Origin of the sequence: Pseudomonas sp. PSKL.D1 (assembly GCF_028898945.1) — a bacterium.
Lineage (GTDB): Bacteria > Pseudomonadota > Gammaproteobacteria > Pseudomonadales > Pseudomonadaceae > Aquipseudomonas.
In genome coordinates this window covers 2,102,133-2,119,654 of record NZ_CP118607.1, presented here as the reverse complement: position 1 = coordinate 2,119,654, position 17,522 = coordinate 2,102,133, and the positions used below count along the sequence as shown (strand labels likewise).

The window sequence follows — 17,522 nt, the reverse complement described above, 5'->3', positions numbered from 1 at the left end:
TGGTTGTTAGCCTTGGGGTATGTCTTGTAGGAGCGGATTTATCCGCGATGCGCACTCAAAAACTAACCTAAAAGTCAGAAATCCAGGCAAATAGTCGCCGATCATGCCGCCATCTCGCTTGCCCCTACCCCAATCCCGCTTCACCCCGTAGAATGCGCTCCTTTTTTCTCCCGGGGCAGCTGACTGCAATGAGCTCACACGAACACAGCCCAGGCGCGACGGCGCCTGCCAACGAACTGGTACTCGGCCTTGAGGACAAACCTCGGTTGACAATCGGCCTGTTGGCAGCGCTGCAACACCTGCTGGCGATCATCGTGCCCATCGTTACCCCCGGCCTGCTGATCTGCCAGGCGCTGGGTGTTTCGGCGCGCGATACCAACCTGATCGTGTCGATGTCGCTGGTCATTTCCGGGATTGCCACCTTCGTACAGTGCAAGCGTTTCGGGCCGTTCGGCGCGGGGCTGCTGATTGTTCAGGGCACCAGCTTCAACTTTGTCGGCCCGCTGATTGCCGGCGGCGCGTTGATGGTCAAGCAGGGCACGCCGGTCGAAAGCGTCATGGCGGCGATCTTCGGTGTGGTCATTGCCGGCTCGTTCGTTGAAATGGGCGTTTCGCGCATCCTGCCGTTCGTCAAACGCCTGATCACCCCACTGGTAACCGGCATCGTGGTGCTGATGATCGGCCTGACGCTGATCAAGGTCGGCCTGATCAGCATGGGCGGCGGCTTTGGCGCCATGGCCAATGGCACCTTCGCCAACGGCGAAAACCTGCTGCTGTCGGGCGTGGTCCTGGCGATCATCGTCCTCCTCAACCGAATTCCGGTGGTTTGGATGCGCAGCTGTGCCATCGTCATCGCGCTGGCCGTGGGCTATGCGCTGGCGGGCTACCTTGGCCGCCTGGACTTCACCGGCATGCACGAGGCCGCGCTGTTCCAGGTGCCGATGCCTCTGCACTTTGGCCTGGGCTTCTCCTGGGCACTGTTCATCCCGATGCTGGTGATTTACCTGGTGACGTCGCTGGAAGCCATTGGCGATGTCACGGCCACCAGCAAGGTATCGCGCGAGCCAGTAGAGGGCCCGGTGTGGATGCAGCGCATCAAGGGCGGCGTATTGGTTAACGGCGCCAACTCGCTGCTGGCCGGTGTGTTCAACACGTTCCCGAGCTCGATCTTTGCGCAGAACAACGGCGTGATTCAGCTGACCGGCATTGCCAGCCGCCACATCGGCATCTGGATTGCCGTGATGCTGGTGGTGCTGGGCCTGTTCCCGAGCGTTGCCGGTGTGATCCAGGCCGTGCCTGAGCCGGTACTGGGCGGTGCCGCCATGGTGATGTTTGGCGCAGTCGCTGCGTCGGGTATCAACATTCTGGCCAGCACCCGCCTCGACCGCCGCGCCCTGCTGATCATTGCCGTGTCGCTGGCGCTGGGCCTGGGTGTGGCGCAGGTACCTGAGTTCCTGGCGCACATGCCAGCCGCCATCCGCAATGTGCTGGAGTCGGGCGTAGCCACCGGCGGCATCTGTGCGCTGGTGCTGAACTGGTTCCTGCCCGAGAGCAAGGAACACGCCTGATACAGGCGGCTTCACCGCAAAAGCCCGCGCCCACCTGCGCGGGCTTTTTGCTTTATCATGGCCACATTCCTTTATATGAGTTGCCCATGAAATTCGCCCTCGCGGTTTTTTCCCCGGCCCATGCGCCCTCTTCGCGCCGCGCCCTGCGCTTTGCCGAGGCGGTGCTGGCCAGCGGGCACGAGATTGCCCGGCTGTTCTTCTATCAGGACGGCGTGCACAGCGCCTCGGCCAATGTGGTCGCCCCTCAGGATGAACAGGACATCGCTGCCCAATGGCGCGCATTCATTACCGCGCACCAGCTTGACGCCGTGGTGTGCATCGCCGCTGCCCTGCGCCGTGGTGTGCTGGATGAAGCCGAAGCCAGCCGCTATCAGCGCCCGGCGGTAAACCTGCCCAAGCCTTGGGAGCTGTCGGGCCTGGGTCAATTGCACGAAGCGGCGCAAATGGCCGATCGGCTTGTCTGCTTTGGAGGCGACTGAAATGGCCAAATCCATGTTGATCATCAGCCGCCAGGCGCCGTGGAATGGCCCGTCCGCCCGCGAAGCGCTGGACATCGCTTTGGCTGGCGGCGCGTTCGACCTGCCGTTGGCGATGCTGTTCCTTGATGACGGTGTACTGCAACTCGCCTCCGGCCAACAGCCCGGCGCCGTGCAACAAAAAGACCTCGCCGCCAACCTGCAGGCACTGCCCATGTTCGGTGTCGAGGAGCTGTTCGCCTGCCAAACCAGCCTGCAACGCCGCGGCCTTGCCCCCGATGCCCTGGCGCTGCCAGTGGAGGCACTGGACGATGCCGCCCTCAAGGCCCTGATTGCCCGTTTCGACCAAGTGGTGACGCTCTGATGCCAACCCTGCATGTGATATCCCACTCCCCCTTTGGCGATGATCGCCTGGGCAGCTGCCTGCGCCTGCTGGGCAGCGACGATGCCTTGCTGCTGTGTGGCGATGCCGTGTACGCCCTGCGCGACGGTGCCGAAACGCAGCAGCAACTGCAAAACGCCAAGCTTGAACAGCGCCTGTTTGCCTTGGACGAAGACCTGCAAGCCCGCGCCATCATCAGCAGCCTGGCCAACGCCGTGGACTATCAGGCATTCGTTGCCCTGTCGCTGCAGTACGACAAGGTGAACAGCTGGCTATGAGCACCCTGACTGTCGGCGATCAGTCGATCGCACTGGACAAAGACGGCTTTCTGGTTGACCTGCAAGACTGGTCCCAGCCCGTGGCCGAGGCGCTGGCTGAACGCGAAAGCATTGCCCTGACGCCCGAGCATTGGGAAATCCTCGACGTGCTGCGCCAGTTCTATGCCGAGTACCAGCTGTCGCCGGCCACCCGTCCGCTGATCAAGTACACCGCGCTCAAGCTGGGCGCGGACAAGGGCAACAGCCCGCACCTCAACCGCCTGTTCAACGGCACGCCCGCCAAACTTGCCGCCAAGCTGGCGGGCCTGCCAAAGCCGACCAATTGCATATGACCGACGTTAGCCCGCTCACCCTGCAAACCCCTGCCGAACACCCGTTCGCCGAGTTCGTGCGTATCCTGGGCAAAGGCAAACGCGGCGCCCGCGGCCTCACCCGCGAAGAAGCCCGCACCGCCATGGCCCTGCTGATGGAAGGCAAGGTCGAGGACACTCAGCTCGGCGCCTTCCTGATGCTGCTGCGGCACAAGGAAGAGAGCGCCGACGAGCTGGCCGGCTTCACCGAAGCCGTGCGCGCTCACCTGCACGCGCCCGCGATCAAGGTCGACCTCGACTGGCCCACCTATGCGGGCAAGAAGCGCCACCTGCCGTGGTACTTGCTGGCCGCCAAATGCCTGGCCAACAATGGCGTGCGCATCCTGCTGCATGGCGGCGGCGCGCATACCGCCGGGCGTATGTATACCGAACAACTGCTGGCCTTGCTGGAGATCCCGCTGTGCCGCGGCTGGCCAGCCGTCAGCCAGGCGCTTGACCAGCACCAGCTGGCCTTTGCCCCGCTGCAAGACTGGGCGCCGCAACTGCAACGCATGATCGACCTGCGCAACACCCTGGGCCTTCGCTCGCCCATTCACTCGCTGGCACGGGTGCTCAACCCGCTGAATGCACGCTGCGGCCTGCAAAGCATCTTCCACCCCGGCTACCAGGCCGTGCACCGCGAGGCCAGCCGCCTGCTCGGTGATCATGCCGTGGTAATCAAGGGCGATGGCGGCGAGATCGAGGTCAACCCCGATGTCATCAGCCATCTGTATGGCACAGCAGGCGGCGAAGCCTGGGACGAGGAATGGCCAGCCCTCAGCGAGCGCCGCCACGTGAAGCCGGCAAGCCTGCAGCCAGAGCAATTGCTGGCGGTGTGGCATGGCGAGGCGGAAGACAGCTACGGCGAAATGGCCGTGGTGGCAACCATGGCCCTTGCCCTGCGCGGCCTGGGCCAAAACCGCGAGCAAGCCTTCAGCAGCGCGCGCGGTTACTGGGCCGCACGCAACCAATCGAATAAGTAGATTATTCTTAGGCGTTCTTTGCGCTAGTTCTTCGAACGATTTCCCCTAGACTGGGCTCCAACGACAAACACTTTTGTTCCAAGGAGCTCAATCATGGGCCTTTTGATCGACGGCCGCTGGCATGACCAGTGGTACGAAAACGGCAAGGACGGCACCTTCAAGCGCGAGAACGCCCAGCGCCGTAATCAACTGCCCGCCCCCGAGGCCGGCCGCTACCACCTGTACGTGTCGCTGGCCTGCCCATGGGCCCACCGCACCCTGATCGTGCGCGCACTCAAAGGCCTGGAGCCGTTGATCGATGTGTCGGTGGTCAGCTGGCTCATGCAGGAACACGGCTGGACGTTCGATCAAGAGCAAGGCTCCAGCGGCGACCACCTCGATGCCCTGCAGTACCTGCACCAGCGCTACACGCAGGATGACCCGCATTACACCGGGCGCGTTACCGTACCCGTGCTGTGGGACAAGCAGGAAAAACGCATCGTCAACAACGAATCGTCCGAAATCATCCGCATCTTCAACAGCGCCTTCGACGAGCTGACCGGCAATACGCTGGACCTCTACCCCGAACCGCTGCGCCCCCTTGTCGATGAACTCAACGCCCGCATCTATCCGGCAGTGAACAACGGCGTGTACCGCGCAGGCTTTGCCACCACGCAAGCGGCCTACGAGGCGGCATTCGACGAGGTGTTCAACGAACTGGATTACCTGGAAGGCTTGCTAGGCCGCAACCGCTACCTGGCCGGCGAATACCTGACCGAAGCCGACGTGCGCCTGTTCACCACCCTGGTGCGCTTCGATGCCGTTTACCACGGCCACTTCAAATGCAACCTGCGGCGCCTGAGCGACTACCCCAACCTGTCCAACTGGCTGCGCGAACTGTACCAGTGGCCGGGTGTGGCGCAGACGGTGAACATGGAGCACATCCAGAAGCACTATTACATGAGCCACAAGACCATCAACCCCACCGGGATCGTGCCCAAGGGCCCGCTGCAGGACTTCACCCAGCCCCACGACCGGGCACGTCTGCCAGGCAAGGGCATCTGGGGCAGCAACTGAGCCAACGGCGGGCCATGCTCAATCGCGCATGAACCCGCCGTCCACATCCATGATTTCCCCCGTTACAAATCCCGCCTCGGCCGACGCCAGAAAGCACACCGCCGCCGCGATATCCCGTGGCGTCCCGGCGCGCCCCAATGGCATCTGCGCCAGCACCTGAGCCCTCGCCTGCGGCGCCAGCACGCTGGTCATTTCGGTGTCGGTCAACGCGGGCGACACGGCATTGACGGTGATGTCATAAGGCCCCGCTTCACGCGCCAAGCCTTTGGTCAACGCAATCACCGCCCCCTTGGCGGCCGCGTAGCAACTGTTGCCCAGTAACCCGCCCCCGCGTTTGCCGGCCACCGAGGCGATGTTGATGATGCGCCCGCCACGGCGCGCCATCATGCCGGGCAGCACGGCCTTGGCGCAGAAGAACACGCTGTTGAGGTCGATGGCCATCACCCGGTTCCATTCCGCCGTGGTCAACTCCAGCAGCGGCGCGGTGGACACGATACCGGCGTTGTTGACCAGAATATCCACGCCCCCCAACTGCGCCTCGACCTGCGCCATCATCGCCTGCACCTGCCCCTCATCCGCCACATCCACGCCCACGCCGATCGCTTCAACGCCCTGCTCGCGCAGCTGCCCGGCGGCCAGTTCGGCAGCGCCCGGGTCCAGGTCCGCCAGGGCGACGCGCGCACCGGCATGGCCCAAGGCCGCCGCGATGGCGTGGCCGATGCCACGGGCGGCGCCGGTCACCAGCGCGGTGCGCCCGGCCAGGGTGAAATTGATTGCAGTGTGCACAGCAGCCGTGTTGCTCATGGTGGTAATCCCTTCAGAAGGCCGTAGCCAGGCGCGCCCTCTGCGATGCAAAGGGCGTGATGCGAATGTGCGAACGAAAACGGAGTCAGGCGGTGCCGTAGCTGCCCATTGCCAGCTGTTCCTTGAGCGGCGGTATTTCCAGCCGGCGCATCACCCGGTACAGGGAAGGCCGGCAGATGCCGAGTTCGCGGGCAGCGGCAGACATGTTCCAGCGGCAGGCCTGCAGGGTGTCGAGCACGTCGGCACGCTCATCGCCTTGCGGCACCGGGCGGCGGATCGGCGTGATGTTGGCGGGCAACGGGCGTGGCGCCTGGCACTGGCCGAGGAAGTCCAGCGGCAGGTCACTGCGCTGGATCCGCGCCCCTTCCATCACCGCGCAGGCATAGCGCACCACCGCGCGCATCTGGCGCAGGTTGCCCGGCCAAGGGTGCGCCAGCAACAGTGCCCACACCTCACTCAGTACCTGGCGCGGGTCGCAGCCTGGCAGTTCAAAGGCAACCATGTTGCACAGCAGTTCGCCACGGTCATTGCGCTCGCGCAGGGGTGGCAAATGCACCACGCCGGTGGCGATGCGGTAGAACAGGTCTTCACGGAAGCTGCCGTCGGCCACCCGGGCGGCCAGGTCTTGGTGGGTGGCGCAGACCAGGGCGAAGTTCACCGGCACGCTGCGCTCTGCCCCCAGCGGCGTTACCTCCCGCTCGGCGATCACCCGCAGCAGGCGGGTTTGCTGCTCGTACGGCATGTCGCCGATTTCGTCCAGAAACAGCGTGCCACCGTCGGCCTGCTGCACTTTGCCCTTCTTGCCCCCCGGTAGCGCACCGGAAAATGCACCACGGGTGTAGCCGAACAATTCGCTTTCAATCAGGGTTTCGGGGATCGAGGCACAGTTGAGCGCCACCAATTGAGCGGCCTGGCGCTGGCTGTGGGCATGCAGGGCGCGGGCAAGAATTTCCTTGCCGGTGCCGGTTTCGCCGCGAATCAGCACGGCAATGCCACGCTCCATCAGGCGCAGCGCGCGGCGAAAGGCCTGGCGCACCAGCGGGTCGCTGTCGTGGGCAATATCGCATTCGGGTACGGCGGGCAGGCACGGGTGGCCAGGGCGGGTCAAAGCGGTCATCAGCGTCACCTTTTTCTTGTTCTATAGCTTGTGACTATGCCGGCGGGCAGCGCTTGTGGCGCGGCCGGGGCCGGAGGGGCGTTGCACCTTCACATTAGGGAGGCGCAGTTATATTTTCCAATACATAATCCAGCATCGACTGATACCTTTGTGAGCATCATGATCGAACTACGTCACCTACAGTACTTTCGTACCCTGGCCGAAACCCTGCACTTTGGCCGCGCGGCCGAGCGGCTGCATATTTCCCAGCCGCCGCTGTCACGGCAGATCGCACTGTTGGAAGAGGAATTGGGGGTCAAACTGTTCGACCGCTCACGGCGGCGGGTGGAGCTGACCGAGGCCGGCCAACGCTTCTACCTGGACACCGGCACGGTGTTCGCCGCCTTCGAGCAGGCCAAGCGCAATGCGCTGGCGGCGGCGCGGGGTGCGGCCGGCGAGTTGTCGGTGGGGTTCATGATGTCGACGGCCTACAGCATCACCCCGGCCATCACCCGGCGCTACGCCGCGCTGTACCCGCAAGTGAACCTCAAGCTGACGGAAACCCTGCCACTGGACCTGGCCCAGGACATCAGCAGCGGCAACAAGGACGTGGCGATCATGTATCGCCCACAGGACTGCACGGGGCTGGAAACGGTTACCCTCTACCGCGAGGAAATGACGCTGGTGCTACCACCCGGCCATCGGCTGGCCAATCAGGCCGTGGTGGAGCCACGCGAGCTGGCGGGCGAAACCTTCATCATCGTCCCCCGGCGCATTGCCCCTGCCCTGCACGACATGATCTGCAACTACTGCCTGCAACACGGCGTAACGCCCAACATCGGCCTTGAGATCAACATGCAGCAGACCATCGTCAACCTGGTGGGCGAAGGCCTGGGGGTGGCCATCGTGCCGCGCTCGATGCGCAACATGCGCCTGGCCAGCACCAGCTTCCGGCCGTTGCGCCAGGCGCCGGTGATCGAGGTGGTGGCGGTGTGGAAGGCCGACAACCACAACCCGTGCATTGCCACGTTCGTGGAAACGGCGCTGCAGGCCGGGGAGCAGGCGACGCGGGAGGATGAGGCCCGGCGCCTGGAGGAAGACCCTCAGCCCACACGGTCGGTGTAGGAGCGGCTTCAGCCGCGATAGGGCCGCGCAGCGGCCCTGAGGTGTCAGCACAACCGCAGAAATTGCTGGGGCTGCTTCGCAGGCCAATCGCGGCTGAAGCCGCTCCTATGTATGGACTCGCCCACACTGTCTAGCTGCTTTTTGAACATAGGAACCCGGTTGCATCTATGTATCAGGCCTATTCGAGAAAGCTTTTCGCTTCTGGCCAACATCGTGGTGAGCTCGCAGTTTGCCGTTTACATTGAGGCCATAATGTTGCCGGGCCTGTAGGAGCGGAGGCATTTCTCTGCGACGGTCTTACCAAGGGGCAATGTTCACTAGCAGGGGTTGGGGCGCGCAGCGCCCCGGTGGCATTGCTCGGTTGATCAGCTGCTCATGGCAGCCTCCTCATGACCTTTCGGTTTGCGTTGATAAACCTGATCACTTTGCAGCAGTGACCAAATAATGCGCAGATTTCGATTAGCCAGTCTGATCGCCGCCTCCTTGCGCCCAAGGCGGGATAGCCAGCGCAAGAGGCGGCGATCATCTGGCTGATCGGAATCAGGCTTTAGCTGACTCAAGACAGCATGCGCGCCTTGAATCATCAAGCTGCGTATGTAGCCGTCACCTCGCTTGCTCATTCTGCCCAGCCTGATTTTGTTTCCGCTGCTGTGCTGGTCGGGCACGACACCGAAGAAAGCAGAAAACATCCGGCCACTGGCGAAGCGTGCAGGTTCTGTCTCTTTCGCCACGATCGCCGTGGCGATGATGGGGCCGACACCACGAATGGTGATCAACCGTTGTGCGACCTTATCCTCTTGGGCTGTCGCTTCGAGCCGCGCACTTAGCGTCGCAATGCGCTCACTCAGAAAGAGCCAGTCAGCTAGCAGTTCATCGAGCAACTCGCGCAACAAATCAGGCAGGGGCAAGGAGGCATCCTCAAGAGCTCGCGGTACATGTGTACTGATCGCGGTATCACCTTGGGGCATGGATACACCATGCTCAAGCAGCAAGCCACGCATCTGATTACCCAGCGCTGTATGTCGCTTGATGTTGCCGCGCCGGATACGGTGCAGCGCCTGAATAGTCAGTGCTGTGGTGCTCTTGACCGGTATCGAGGCGATGCTGCTGTCGCGACCAGCGCGCAAAATGGCATGAGCGTCGTTACGGTCGTTCTTGGCGCCACTGCGGTGCTCGGCCACGCGTTGCGCAGGCAGAATGCGAACCGGATTACCCTTGGCCTGCAGCAACCTGGCCCAGGCTTGCGCACCCGGACCACACTCCATCAAGACAGTTACCGTCACTGGCACCTTGAGTAGGAAATCATGGAAAGCCTGTCGGGATTTGATGCGATCTTCGTAGATCACCCGACCGGTAGCATCCTCGCCTGCTAACTGGAAGACCTGTTTGGCCAGGTCTACGCAGATGGTTGTGCAAAGCTCCACATCAGTGGAAGACAGGGAATCGTGCTTCGAACTATGCTTTTTCATGGTCTCGCCCTCGCTGCCGTTGGCTTCTTCGAACGCCACCGTGGCACTGTGATGCCTCGGCGGGGGCGAGTCCATCGATTACACCGATCGCGTTGTGCTAGATCTCGAGGATGCCCGATGCCATGAACCCGCCATCCACCGGGATCACATGCCCGCTGATGTACGACGCATCCTCCGACGCCAGAAACGCCACCGCTCCAGCCATCTCCGCCGGCGTGCCATAGCGCCGCAGCGGCACGGCGCGGGCATACGATTCACGCGTTGCCGCCGAATGCAGCGTGCGCGTTAATGGCGTGTCCACCGGCCCCGGCGCAATGCCATTTACAGTGATGCCATGCTCGGCCAGCTCAATGGCCATCTGCCGGGTCAGGCCGATCACTGCCGCCTTCGACGTGCCATACGCCGTGCGCCCCATGCTGGCCCGCATGCCGCTGATCGACGCCACGTTGATGATTCGCCCCCACCCCTGCTCGCGCATCAGCTGCGCCGCCTGCTGGCTGCACAGCAGGGTGCCGGTGAGGTTGACGTTCATCAGCCGCTGCCAGCCCTCCAGCTCGGTGTCCAGGAAGGGTTGAGTGCGGGCAATGCCCGCGTTGTTCACCAGCACATCACAGCGCCCACAACGCTCTCGCAGGGTGGCGAACAGCGCGCTGATCGAGGCTGCATCACCAATGTCGATGGCCAGTGCCAGGGCATCGATGCCCTGGGCCTGCAGGCCGGCAACCATCTCTTGGGCGGCGCTCAGGTTGATATCGGCCACCACCACCGTGTGGCCGTCGTGCCCCAGGCGTTCGGCGATGGCCGCGCCGATACCCATCGCGGCACCAGTCACCAGCGCCACACGTCCATGGGCGGATACAGGCAAAGTCGTTTTCGCAGCTTGGCTCATGTCAGGGCTCTCTTAAAGGAAACCGATGGAAATCCACGGGAAACAGGCAACGATCACCAACGCCACCAGCAACGCGCCGAGGTAACCCCAGACGCGGCGGATAACGTGGTCGGATGAAGTCTTGCTGATGGCGCAGGCGGCGTAGAAGCCCACCCCCAGCGGCGGTGCGAACAGGCCCACGCCCATGGCCAGGATCACCACCATGGCGTAATGCACCGGGTGAATGCCCAGCAACTCGGCCAGCGGGAACATCAGTGGGCCGAACAGCACAATGGCCGGGATACCCTCCAGCACGCTGCCCAGGATCAGGAACGTGAGGATGGTCACCACCATGAACCCGATCACGCCACCGGGGATGTCCTCGATCAGCTCCACCAGCGACTGCGAGAAGCCCGACTGGGTCAGCGCCCAGGCCATGGCCGACGCCATACCGATAATCAGCAGAATGGCCCCCGAAAGCGCGGCCGCTTCCAGCAGCATCGGGTACAGCCGGCGCCATTCGATATGGCGCATGAACAGGTGCATCACCAGCCCCACCAACACCACGTAGGCAACGCCGATGGTCGACACCTCGGTGGCCGTGGCCGCCCCTTCCAGCACCGCCACGCGAATCAGCAGCGGCAAGGCCAGCGCCGGCAAGGCGAACAGGAAGGTCTTGGCCACCCGCGACAACGGTGCACGCTCGATGGCCGGCCCTTCATCCTTGCGTGAGCGCCACCAGCACACCACCGCGATGGCCAGGGTGGCCACTACCGCCGGCATCAACCCGCCGATGAACAACGCGGTAATCGACACGCTGCACACCGCGCCGATGGTGATCAGCACCAGGCTTGGCGGGATGGTTTCGGTCATCGCACCGGTGGCCGACAGCAGCGCGGCCAGTTCTTCGGGCTTGGAGCCCCGGCGCTTCATTTCGGGGAACAGCGCAGGGGCCACGGCCGCCATGTCGGCGACCTTGGAGCCGGAGATGCCCGACACCAGGAACATCGCCCCCAGCAGCACATACTGCAACCCGCCGCGCACATGGCCCAGCAGCGAGGCCATGAAGTCGATCAGCGTGCGCGCCATGCCCGACAGCTGCAGCACCACGCCCAGCAGCACGAACAGCGGCACCGCCAGCAGCACCATGTGCGACATGCCTTCATCCATGCGCCCGACCACGATAGACAGCGGCGCATGGGTGGCCAGGGCCAGGTACGCCATGGTCGCGGTGCCGAAGGCAAAGGCAATCGGGATGCCGCCAAACACACAGGCGCCCAGCAACACCAGGAAGAACACCACCAGGTTGTAGTTGCCCATGGCCGCCAGCAGCGGCTGCGCCAGCCACAGCGCAGCCGCCACCGCACCAACCACCGCCAACCCGGCCATGAACTGGCGCACCGTCGAATAGCGCGCCATGCGCGCCACGGCCGCCAGCAGCATCAGCACCGCGCCTACCGGCAAGGCCGCCGCTCGTACACCGTCGGGGATGCCCAGTGCGGGCGTGGTAATCCACATTTGTTCGTGGGAATGCTGCATGGCGGGCGAAATGATCATGGCCACGAACAGGCAGACGATCAATGCAGACAAGGTTTCGCTGAACCCGCGCCAGGTGGCGGGCAGTTTGTTCACCAGCGCCGACATGCGCATGTGCTCGCCACGGTCCAGTGCCAGCACCGCGCCAAACATCGCCAGCCAGATGAACAGCGACGAGGCCAGCTCATCAGACCAGATCAGCGGGCTGTGCAGCACGTAGCGGGCAATCACCCCCGCCAGCAGCACAAAGGTTTCAATCACCATCAAGGCGACGGCAATCACCCCGACCAGGCGCATGGCCCAGGTGTTGAGGCAGATCAGCACCCGGGCCGGCAGGCGCTGCGAAACGGTGGAGGCCGGTAGCGCGGGGGCGCGCATCACGCCAGCTTCCCGGAGAACTGCTCAAGGATGGCCCACGCTTCGTCGCCGAACTTGCCGTGCCAGTCGGCGTAGTAGTTGGCGCTGCGCAGCATGTCGCGGAAGGCGTCGGCGGGCGCTTCCACCAGCTCAAGCCCCTGCCCCTTCAAGGTGTCGCGGGTGCTGCCTTCAAGCTTGGCCAGGTCTTCGCGCTGGCCCATTACCGCCTCGTTGATGTGCTTGCGCAAAATGGCCTGCATGTCCGCTGGCAGGCGGGCAAACGAAGCGCTGTTGCCCAGCATCCAGAAGCCGTCCCACACATGGTTGGTCAGCGAACAGTACTTTTGCACCTCGTACAGCTTGGCCGAGCTCACCAGGGTCATGGGGTTTTCCTGGCCTTCGACGATGCGCGTCTGCAGCGCCGAATACACTTCGGCGAAGTTGATGCTGGTGGGCGCCGCCTCCAGGGCGCGGAAGATCGACATGATGATCGGGCTGGGCGGTACGCGCAGTTTCATGCCGCGCAGGTCATCGGGGCTGGTCACCGGCCGGGTGCTGGTGGTGGTCACACGGAAGCCGTTGTCCCACATGCGGTCGAAGGCGAACAGCGTCCCGGTCTTGGCGATTTCGCCCCGCACGTGTTCACCCAGCGCGCCGTCCATGGCGCTCCACACCTGCTGGTAGTCCTTGAAGGCAAAGCCTACCGCGCTGATCTGCACCGAGGGTACCATCGTGCCGAGGATCACCGGCGACAGCGAAAACAGGTCCACCGCGCCGGAACGCACTTGGGCCAGGGTGTCGGTATCGCTGCCCAGCTGGCTGCTGGGGAACACCTGCACGGTCAGCGCGCCGTTGGTTTCTTCCTTGATGGCCTTGGCCATGGCCCGGGCCCGCACGTTCATCGGGTGGCTGATGGGCAGGTTGTTGGCGAACTTGAGTTTGAAGTCGGCAGCGCGAGTACCGGGGCTGTACAAACCAAGGCCTGCGGCGGCGACCGCGGCAGATGCCATGCAGGCCGTTTTGATGAAGGAACGGCGGGTGAAATCGCTCATGAAGCTCTCCTGACCTATTTGTTCTTATTGATCGAGTGGGATACGGCGATGGTGAACATGACATAGCAATTGGAGTGCCACCGGCCCCAGGCTGCCCGACCTGATGCCCGCAAGCGCAGCTAAAGCCACCTAACCCACTGATTTACATGGGCAGAAGCGTGCGCAGCGCCGATGTATCAAATTGTGAATGCCTGGCTGCGGTGATACGGCAGGTGTAACAGGTGTCTCCCTGAACTGTCGCCTGGCCGCTCAGGGCGACACCTGTAGCACCGCGCCTGCTACCGGCCTACACCCCGCCCATACTCGCAAAGCCACGGCGCAGAGGCCTCGCCAAGTGGCTGGCACCGTTCTTGCCATCGACCTCGCAAACCCATCGAGCGAGGATTCACCTCATGGATTCACCCCTCATCAGCGGCTGGTACCACGCCCCCTTCGGCAAGTTTCCCGACATCGACCCCGAACACATGATGGCCGACGCCGCCATTGGCGCACTGGCCCATGCCCGGCTGGACCCACAGCAGATCGACAGCGTGCATGTCGGCCATTTCAACGCAGGCTTCCTGTACCAGGACTTCCCCAGCGCGCTGTTGGCCAACCACCTGCCTGCGCTGCGTTTTACCCCGGCCGTGCGTGTTGAAAACGCCTGTTCAACAGGCTCTGCGGCCATCCATTCGGCGCTGCACGCCGTGCTCAGCGGCCAATCGCGGCATGCGCTGGTGGTGGGCTTCGAGAAAATGAACGGCCTGCCCACCGCCGAGGTAGGCAAAATCCTGCTCAAATGCTGCTACGCCCGCGAAGAAGCCGACATCGAGAGCGGCTTTGCCGGGGTGTTCGGCAATATCGCCAGCGCCTACTTCGGCCGCTACGGCGACCAGTCCGACGCCCTGGCGATGATCGCCGCCAAGAACCACGCCAATGGCGCCCTTAACCCCTACGCGCACATGCGCCGGGACGTCGGCTACGACTTCTGCCGCACGCCTTCGGAGAAAAACCCCTTTGTCGCCGGCCCGCTCAAGCGCAGTGACTGTTCGCTGATCAGCGATGGCGCCGCTGCGCTGGTGATCAGCCGCGCCGACCAGCACGACCGTAGCGGCCCAGCCGTGCGTTTTCGTGCGGCGGTGCAGGTGAACGACTACCTGCCCCTGTCGCGCCGCGACCCCACGGTGTTCGAAGGCGCGGCGCGGGCCTGGCAACAGGCGCTGGCGCAGGCCCGGCTGACGCTTGATGACCTGTCGCTGGTCGAAACCCATGACTGCTTCACCATTGCCGAACTGCTCGAATACGAAGCCATGGGCCTGGCCGAACGCGGCCAGGGCGCGCGGGTAATCGCCGAAGGCATCAGCCACAAGGACGGCAGGCTGCCGGTCAACCCGTCCGGCGGGCTGAAGTCCAAAGGCCACCCGATTGGTGCCACCGGGGTTTCGATGCATGTGATGGCAGCGATGCAACTGAGCGGCCAGGCAGGCGACATGCAGCTGCCACGCGCCGACCGTGCCGGGGTATTCAACATGGGCGGCGCGGCTGTCACCAACTACGTGAGCATCCTGGAGGCCGTGCTATGACGGGTATCGACAACGTGATGAACCTGGGCGAGTTGCTGGCCCAGGTGGCCCGCCGCCTGCCTGACGCGCCGGGTTTCATTCGCGGTGAGCAGTGTGTGCCGTGGCGCCAGTTGCTTGAGCGGGTAGACAGCGTGGCTGCGGCTTTGCGCGCCCGGGGTTTGACCAAGGGTGACCGGCTGCTGGTGCATTCACGCAACAACCTGCAGCTGTTCGAAAGTGCCTGGGTGGCGTTTCGCCTGGGCATGGTGTGGGTGCCGACCAACGTGCGCATCACCCCACCGGAAGCCGCTTACCTGGGCAGCTCCAGCGGTGCGGTGGCGATGCTTTACGACGAGGGCTTCGCTCATTACGTGGACGCCGTGCGCGAGGCATCGCCTGCGTTGCAAACGGTCATCGCCATCGGCACGCCACGCAGCGGTGAGCTGGGCTATGACGCCCTGCTCGACGAAGGCGCACCGTTGCAGGCTGCGTTCCGCCCGGCCGAGGTCCGTTACCACGACCCGCTGTGGTTCTTCTACACCTCCGGCACCACAGGCCACCCCAAGGCCGGCGTGCTCACCCACGGGCAAATGGCCTTCGTGGTCAACAACCACCTCGCCGACCTGATGCCCGGCCTCAGCCACCAGTCGCGCTCGCTGGTGCTGGCGCCGCTGTCCCACGGCGCCGGTATCCATGCCCTGGTCAACGTCGCCCGGGGCGCCGCCTGCGTGCTGCCTGCCGGTGACCGCCTGGACTGCGACGAAGCCTGGCGCCTGGTGCAAACGCACCGCATCGACAACCTGTTCACCGTGCCGACCATCGTCAAGATGCTTACCGAAGACCCGGCCGTGGCGCGCTACGACCACAGCAGCCTGCGCTACGTCATCTACGCCGGCGCCCCTATGTACCGCGCCGACCAGTGCCATGCCCTGCGCACATTGGGCAAGGTGCTGGTGCAGTATTACGGCCTGGGCGAAGTCACCGGCAACATCACCGTGCTGCCAGCCGACTGCCACGACGCCGAAGACAGCCCCCAGGCCAAGGTGGGTTCGTGCGGCTACCCGCGCACCGGCATGCAGGTGGCCATCCTCGATGAGCACGGCACCGAACTGCCCACCGGCAGCGACGGTGAAATCTGCGTGCGCGGCCCGGCGGTGTTCGCCGGTTACTACAACAACCCCGACGCCAACGCCGCGTGCTTCCGGCATGGCTGGTTCCACACCGGCGACCTCGGCCATGTGGACGACGAGGGTTACCTGTTCATCACTGGCCGCGCTTCGGACATGTACATCTCGGGCGGCTCCAACGTGTACCCACGGGAGATAGAGGAAGCCCTGCTCACCCACCCGGCGGTCAACGAGGTGGCGGTGCTGGGCATGCCCGACGAAAAGTGGGGCGAGTGCGGCTGTGCGGTGATCGTGACCACGGGCGAGGTCAGCGACGAGCAACTGCTGGCCCATCTGGAGCCGCGCCTGGCCCGCTACAAGTGGCCCAAACGCTTTGTGCGCTGGCACGAAATGCCCAAGTCCGGTTACGGCAAAATCGTCAAGAAACACATCCGCACGCTGCTCGAAGCGGGCCAGGAGCAGCCGGTATGACACCGCACTTCGAAACCCGTGGCGGCGTGCGCCACTTCATCCACGGCGGCCAACCGCAGCAGCCGCGCCTGCTTGACTGCGAGGTGGCACACAGCCAGGAGCTGCGCGTGGAGCTGCCGCTGGCCTGCAATGTGGCCGAAGGCTTATTGGCAGTGTTGCAAGGCTGCCGCTATCAAAGCGCCGTCGGGCGCATCCTGTGTGGCGGCGCGGCGCATTTGAGTTACCACCGCATGGTCACCACCGAGAATGAGCAGCGCCCCTACGACTACGGCCAGCCGGTGGTGCTGGATGGCTATATCACTTTCATCAGCGGTGCCATTACCGTTGGCCAAAGTGCCAGCGGCACACCGCTGCTGCATTGCCATGCCGGCTTCATTGACCGCGATGGCCATCAACACGGCGGCCACCTGGTACTCGACCGGCTGATCGTCGGCAACGAGCCGCTGGTGCTGCGCCTGTGCCTGTTCGACCAGGTGGCCTACCAGGTGCAGCCAGACCCGGAAACCCAGTTCAACCTCTTGCATCCCGTGCTCAAGGAGGCCTCATGACTTTGCCGCAAGACAACGTCGAATCCCTCGTGCAAAGCGGCCAACTGGGCCGCCTGGTGGTCGCGCGGCTCAAGCCGAACGAAGACATCATCGACAGCGCCGAAGCCCTGTGCGCCAGCCACGGCATTGCTTGCGCCGTGGTGCGCGGCGGCCTTGGCAGCCTGATCGACGGCGAGCTGCACTACCTGGGCCGCCAGGGCATGCAGGATATCCATGTACCCGGCCCGGGCATCGAAATCCTCAGCCTGAGCGGCGAAATCGTCGCGGGGCAAAGCCGCCTGCAGGCGGTGCTGGCCGACGCCGCCGGCAACATCTTCGCCGGCCGCCTGCAACGCGGCCGCAACCTGTCGTTCATCACCGTCGAACTCACCTTGCAGGAATGGCTGCCCGATTGATTCAACGCTGCACCACGCCCTTTGCGCCCGGTGGTTTCGG

General features: G+C 64.0%; 18 protein-coding genes. 12 read left to right on the top strand and 6 right to left on the bottom strand.

Going from position 1 to position 17,522, the window contains the following annotated elements; all coding sequences use genetic code 11:
- Positions 1–188: 188 nt before the first annotated feature.
- The 7 genes from PVV54_RS09415 to PVV54_RS09385 all read left to right on the top strand — a co-directional run bounded on the left by PVV54_RS09415 (position 189) and on the right by PVV54_RS09385 (position 5,093).
- The gene (locus tag PVV54_RS09415) at positions 189–1,568 is read left to right on the top strand and encodes a nucleobase:cation symporter-2 family protein (RefSeq protein ID WP_274909660.1); all 1,380 of its coding nucleotides are present in this window, start codon (positions 189–191) and stop codon (positions 1,566–1,568) included.
- Positions 1,569–1,654: 86 nt separating this feature from the next.
- On the top strand, positions 1,655–2,047 hold the full coding sequence (gene tusD / locus PVV54_RS09410; protein ID WP_274909659.1) for a sulfurtransferase complex subunit TusD: 393 nt from the start codon (positions 1,655–1,657) through the stop codon (positions 2,045–2,047).
- A gap of 1 nt (position 2,048) precedes the next feature.
- Positions 2,049–2,408 carry a sulfurtransferase complex subunit TusC gene (gene tusC, locus PVV54_RS09405; protein WP_274909658.1) on the top strand — a complete coding sequence of 120 codons (360 nt, stop codon included), beginning with the start codon at positions 2,049–2,051 and terminating at the stop codon, positions 2,406–2,408.
- The gene (gene tusB / locus PVV54_RS09400) at positions 2,408–2,704 is read left to right on the top strand and encodes a sulfurtransferase complex subunit TusB (protein WP_274909657.1); all 297 of its coding nucleotides are present in this window, start codon (positions 2,408–2,410) and stop codon (positions 2,702–2,704) included. The genes tusC and tusB overlap by 1 nt, the downstream gene beginning before the upstream one ends.
- The gene (locus tag PVV54_RS09395; RefSeq protein ID WP_274909656.1) at positions 2,701–3,036 is read left to right on the top strand and encodes a TusE/DsrC/DsvC family sulfur relay protein; all 336 of its coding nucleotides are present in this window, start codon (positions 2,701–2,703) and stop codon (positions 3,034–3,036) included. The genes tusB and PVV54_RS09395 overlap by 4 nt, the downstream gene beginning before the upstream one ends.
- Positions 3,033–4,037: a glycosyl transferase family protein gene (locus PVV54_RS09390; RefSeq protein WP_274909655.1), complete on the top strand. Its 1,005-nt coding sequence runs from the start codon at positions 3,033–3,035 to the stop codon at positions 4,035–4,037. The genes PVV54_RS09395 and PVV54_RS09390 overlap by 4 nt, the downstream gene beginning before the upstream one ends.
- 93 nt (positions 4,038–4,130) lie before the next feature.
- Positions 4,131–5,093, top strand: coding sequence for a glutathione S-transferase family protein (locus PVV54_RS09385; protein WP_274909654.1), 963 nt, complete (start codon positions 4,131–4,133; stop codon positions 5,091–5,093).
- Between the two features lie 18 nt (positions 5,094–5,111).
- Here the strand turns inward: PVV54_RS09385 and PVV54_RS09380 are convergent, their stop codons facing one another.
- Positions 5,112–5,897, bottom strand: coding sequence for an SDR family NAD(P)-dependent oxidoreductase (locus tag PVV54_RS09380; RefSeq protein ID WP_274909653.1), 786 nt, complete (start codon positions 5,895–5,897; stop codon positions 5,112–5,114).
- A gap of 85 nt (positions 5,898–5,982) precedes the next feature.
- Positions 5,983–7,014 carry a sigma-54-dependent Fis family transcriptional regulator gene (locus PVV54_RS09375; protein ID WP_274909652.1) on the bottom strand — a complete coding sequence of 344 codons (1,032 nt, stop codon included), beginning with the start codon at positions 7,012–7,014 and terminating at the stop codon, positions 5,983–5,985.
- Positions 7,015–7,173: 159 nt separating this feature from the next.
- Between PVV54_RS09375 and PVV54_RS09370 the strand changes: the two genes are divergently transcribed.
- On the top strand, positions 7,174–8,118 hold the full coding sequence (locus PVV54_RS09370; protein ID WP_274909651.1) for a LysR family transcriptional regulator: 945 nt from the start codon (positions 7,174–7,176) through the stop codon (positions 8,116–8,118).
- 365 nt (positions 8,119–8,483) lie between these two features.
- On the opposite strand, the gene PVV54_RS09365 is transcribed toward PVV54_RS09370, so the two are convergent.
- The 4 genes from PVV54_RS09365 to PVV54_RS09350 all read right to left on the bottom strand — a co-directional run bounded on the left by PVV54_RS09365 (position 8,484) and on the right by PVV54_RS09350 (position 13,400).
- Entirely contained in the window at positions 8,484–9,542 is a 1,059-nt protein-coding gene (locus tag PVV54_RS09365) for an IS110 family transposase (RefSeq protein WP_274910394.1), read from the bottom strand.
- Between the two features lie 142 nt (positions 9,543–9,684).
- The gene (locus PVV54_RS09360) at positions 9,685–10,476 is read right to left on the bottom strand and encodes an SDR family NAD(P)-dependent oxidoreductase (protein WP_274909650.1); all 792 of its coding nucleotides are present in this window, start codon (positions 10,474–10,476) and stop codon (positions 9,685–9,687) included.
- A gap of 12 nt (positions 10,477–10,488) precedes the next feature.
- On the bottom strand, positions 10,489–12,369 hold the full coding sequence (locus PVV54_RS09355; protein ID WP_274910412.1) for a TRAP transporter large permease: 1,881 nt from the start codon (positions 12,367–12,369) through the stop codon (positions 10,489–10,491).
- Positions 12,369–13,400 (bottom strand): TRAP transporter substrate-binding protein, encoded by a 1,032-nt coding sequence (locus PVV54_RS09350; RefSeq protein WP_274909649.1) that lies wholly within the window; start codon positions 13,398–13,400, stop codon positions 12,369–12,371. The genes PVV54_RS09355 and PVV54_RS09350 overlap by 1 nt, the downstream gene beginning before the upstream one ends.
- A 392-nt stretch (positions 13,401–13,792) precedes the next feature.
- Between PVV54_RS09350 and PVV54_RS09345 the strand changes: the two genes are divergently transcribed.
- From PVV54_RS09345 to PVV54_RS09330, 4 genes are read left to right on the top strand one after another with little or no spacing between them, the layout of a single operon-like run.
- Positions 13,793–14,962 (top strand): acetyl-CoA acetyltransferase, encoded by a 1,170-nt coding sequence (locus tag PVV54_RS09345; protein ID WP_274909648.1) that lies wholly within the window; start codon positions 13,793–13,795, stop codon positions 14,960–14,962.
- Positions 14,959–16,539 (top strand): acyl-CoA synthetase, encoded by a 1,581-nt coding sequence (locus PVV54_RS09340; protein WP_274909647.1) that lies wholly within the window; start codon positions 14,959–14,961, stop codon positions 16,537–16,539. The genes PVV54_RS09345 and PVV54_RS09340 overlap by 4 nt, the downstream gene beginning before the upstream one ends.
- Positions 16,536–17,087 carry a hypothetical protein gene (locus tag PVV54_RS09335; RefSeq protein ID WP_274909646.1) on the top strand — a complete coding sequence of 184 codons (552 nt, stop codon included), beginning with the start codon at positions 16,536–16,538 and terminating at the stop codon, positions 17,085–17,087. Before PVV54_RS09340 ends, PVV54_RS09335 begins: the two co-directional genes overlap by 4 nt.
- The gene (locus tag PVV54_RS09330; protein WP_274909645.1) at positions 17,084–17,482 is read left to right on the top strand and encodes a PPC domain-containing DNA-binding protein; all 399 of its coding nucleotides are present in this window, start codon (positions 17,084–17,086) and stop codon (positions 17,480–17,482) included. Before PVV54_RS09335 ends, PVV54_RS09330 begins: the two co-directional genes overlap by 4 nt.
- Positions 17,483–17,522: the final 40 nt, after the last annotated feature.

Bases quoted from the DNA above. Each gene is read 5' to 3' on its own strand.
- PVV54_RS09395 (WP_274909656.1), top strand. From the start codon at position 2,701: ATGAGCACCCTGACTGTCGGCGATCAGTCGATCGCACTGGACAAAGAC.
- PVV54_RS09345 (WP_274909648.1), top strand. From the start codon at position 13,793: ATGGATTCACCCCTCATCAGCGGCTGGTACCACGCCCCCTTCGGCAAG.
- PVV54_RS09370 (WP_274909651.1), top strand. From the start codon at position 7,174: ATGATCGAACTACGTCACCTACAGTACTTTCGTACCCTGGCCGAAACC.
- PVV54_RS09415 (WP_274909660.1), top strand. From the start codon at position 189: ATGAGCTCACACGAACACAGCCCAGGCGCGACGGCGCCTGCCAACGAA.
- tusD (WP_274909659.1), top strand. From the start codon at position 1,655: ATGAAATTCGCCCTCGCGGTTTTTTCCCCGGCCCATGCGCCCTCTTCG.
- PVV54_RS09330 (WP_274909645.1), top strand. From the start codon at position 17,084: ATGACTTTGCCGCAAGACAACGTCGAATCCCTCGTGCAAAGCGGCCAA.
- PVV54_RS09360 (WP_274909650.1), bottom strand. From the start codon at position 10,476: ATGAGCCAAGCTGCGAAAACGACTTTGCCTGTATCCGCCCATGGACGT.
- PVV54_RS09340 (WP_274909647.1), top strand. From the start codon at position 14,959: ATGACGGGTATCGACAACGTGATGAACCTGGGCGAGTTGCTGGCCCAG.
- PVV54_RS09390 (WP_274909655.1), top strand. From the start codon at position 3,033: ATGACCGACGTTAGCCCGCTCACCCTGCAAACCCCTGCCGAACACCCG.
- PVV54_RS09380 (WP_274909653.1), bottom strand. From the start codon at position 5,897: ATGAGCAACACGGCTGCTGTGCACACTGCAATCAATTTCACCCTGGCC.
- PVV54_RS09335 (WP_274909646.1), top strand. From the start codon at position 16,536: ATGACACCGCACTTCGAAACCCGTGGCGGCGTGCGCCACTTCATCCAC.
- tusB (WP_274909657.1), top strand. From the start codon at position 2,408: ATGCCAACCCTGCATGTGATATCCCACTCCCCCTTTGGCGATGATCGC.
- tusC (WP_274909658.1), top strand. From the start codon at position 2,049: ATGGCCAAATCCATGTTGATCATCAGCCGCCAGGCGCCGTGGAATGGC.
- PVV54_RS09385 (WP_274909654.1), top strand. From the start codon at position 4,131: ATGGGCCTTTTGATCGACGGCCGCTGGCATGACCAGTGGTACGAAAAC.
- PVV54_RS09350 (WP_274909649.1), bottom strand. From the start codon at position 13,400: ATGAGCGATTTCACCCGCCGTTCCTTCATCAAAACGGCCTGCATGGCA.
- PVV54_RS09355 (WP_274910412.1), bottom strand. From the start codon at position 12,369: ATGCGCGCCCCCGCGCTACCGGCCTCCACCGTTTCGCAGCGCCTGCCG.
- PVV54_RS09375 (WP_274909652.1), bottom strand. From the start codon at position 7,014: ATGACCGCTTTGACCCGCCCTGGCCACCCGTGCCTGCCCGCCGTACCC.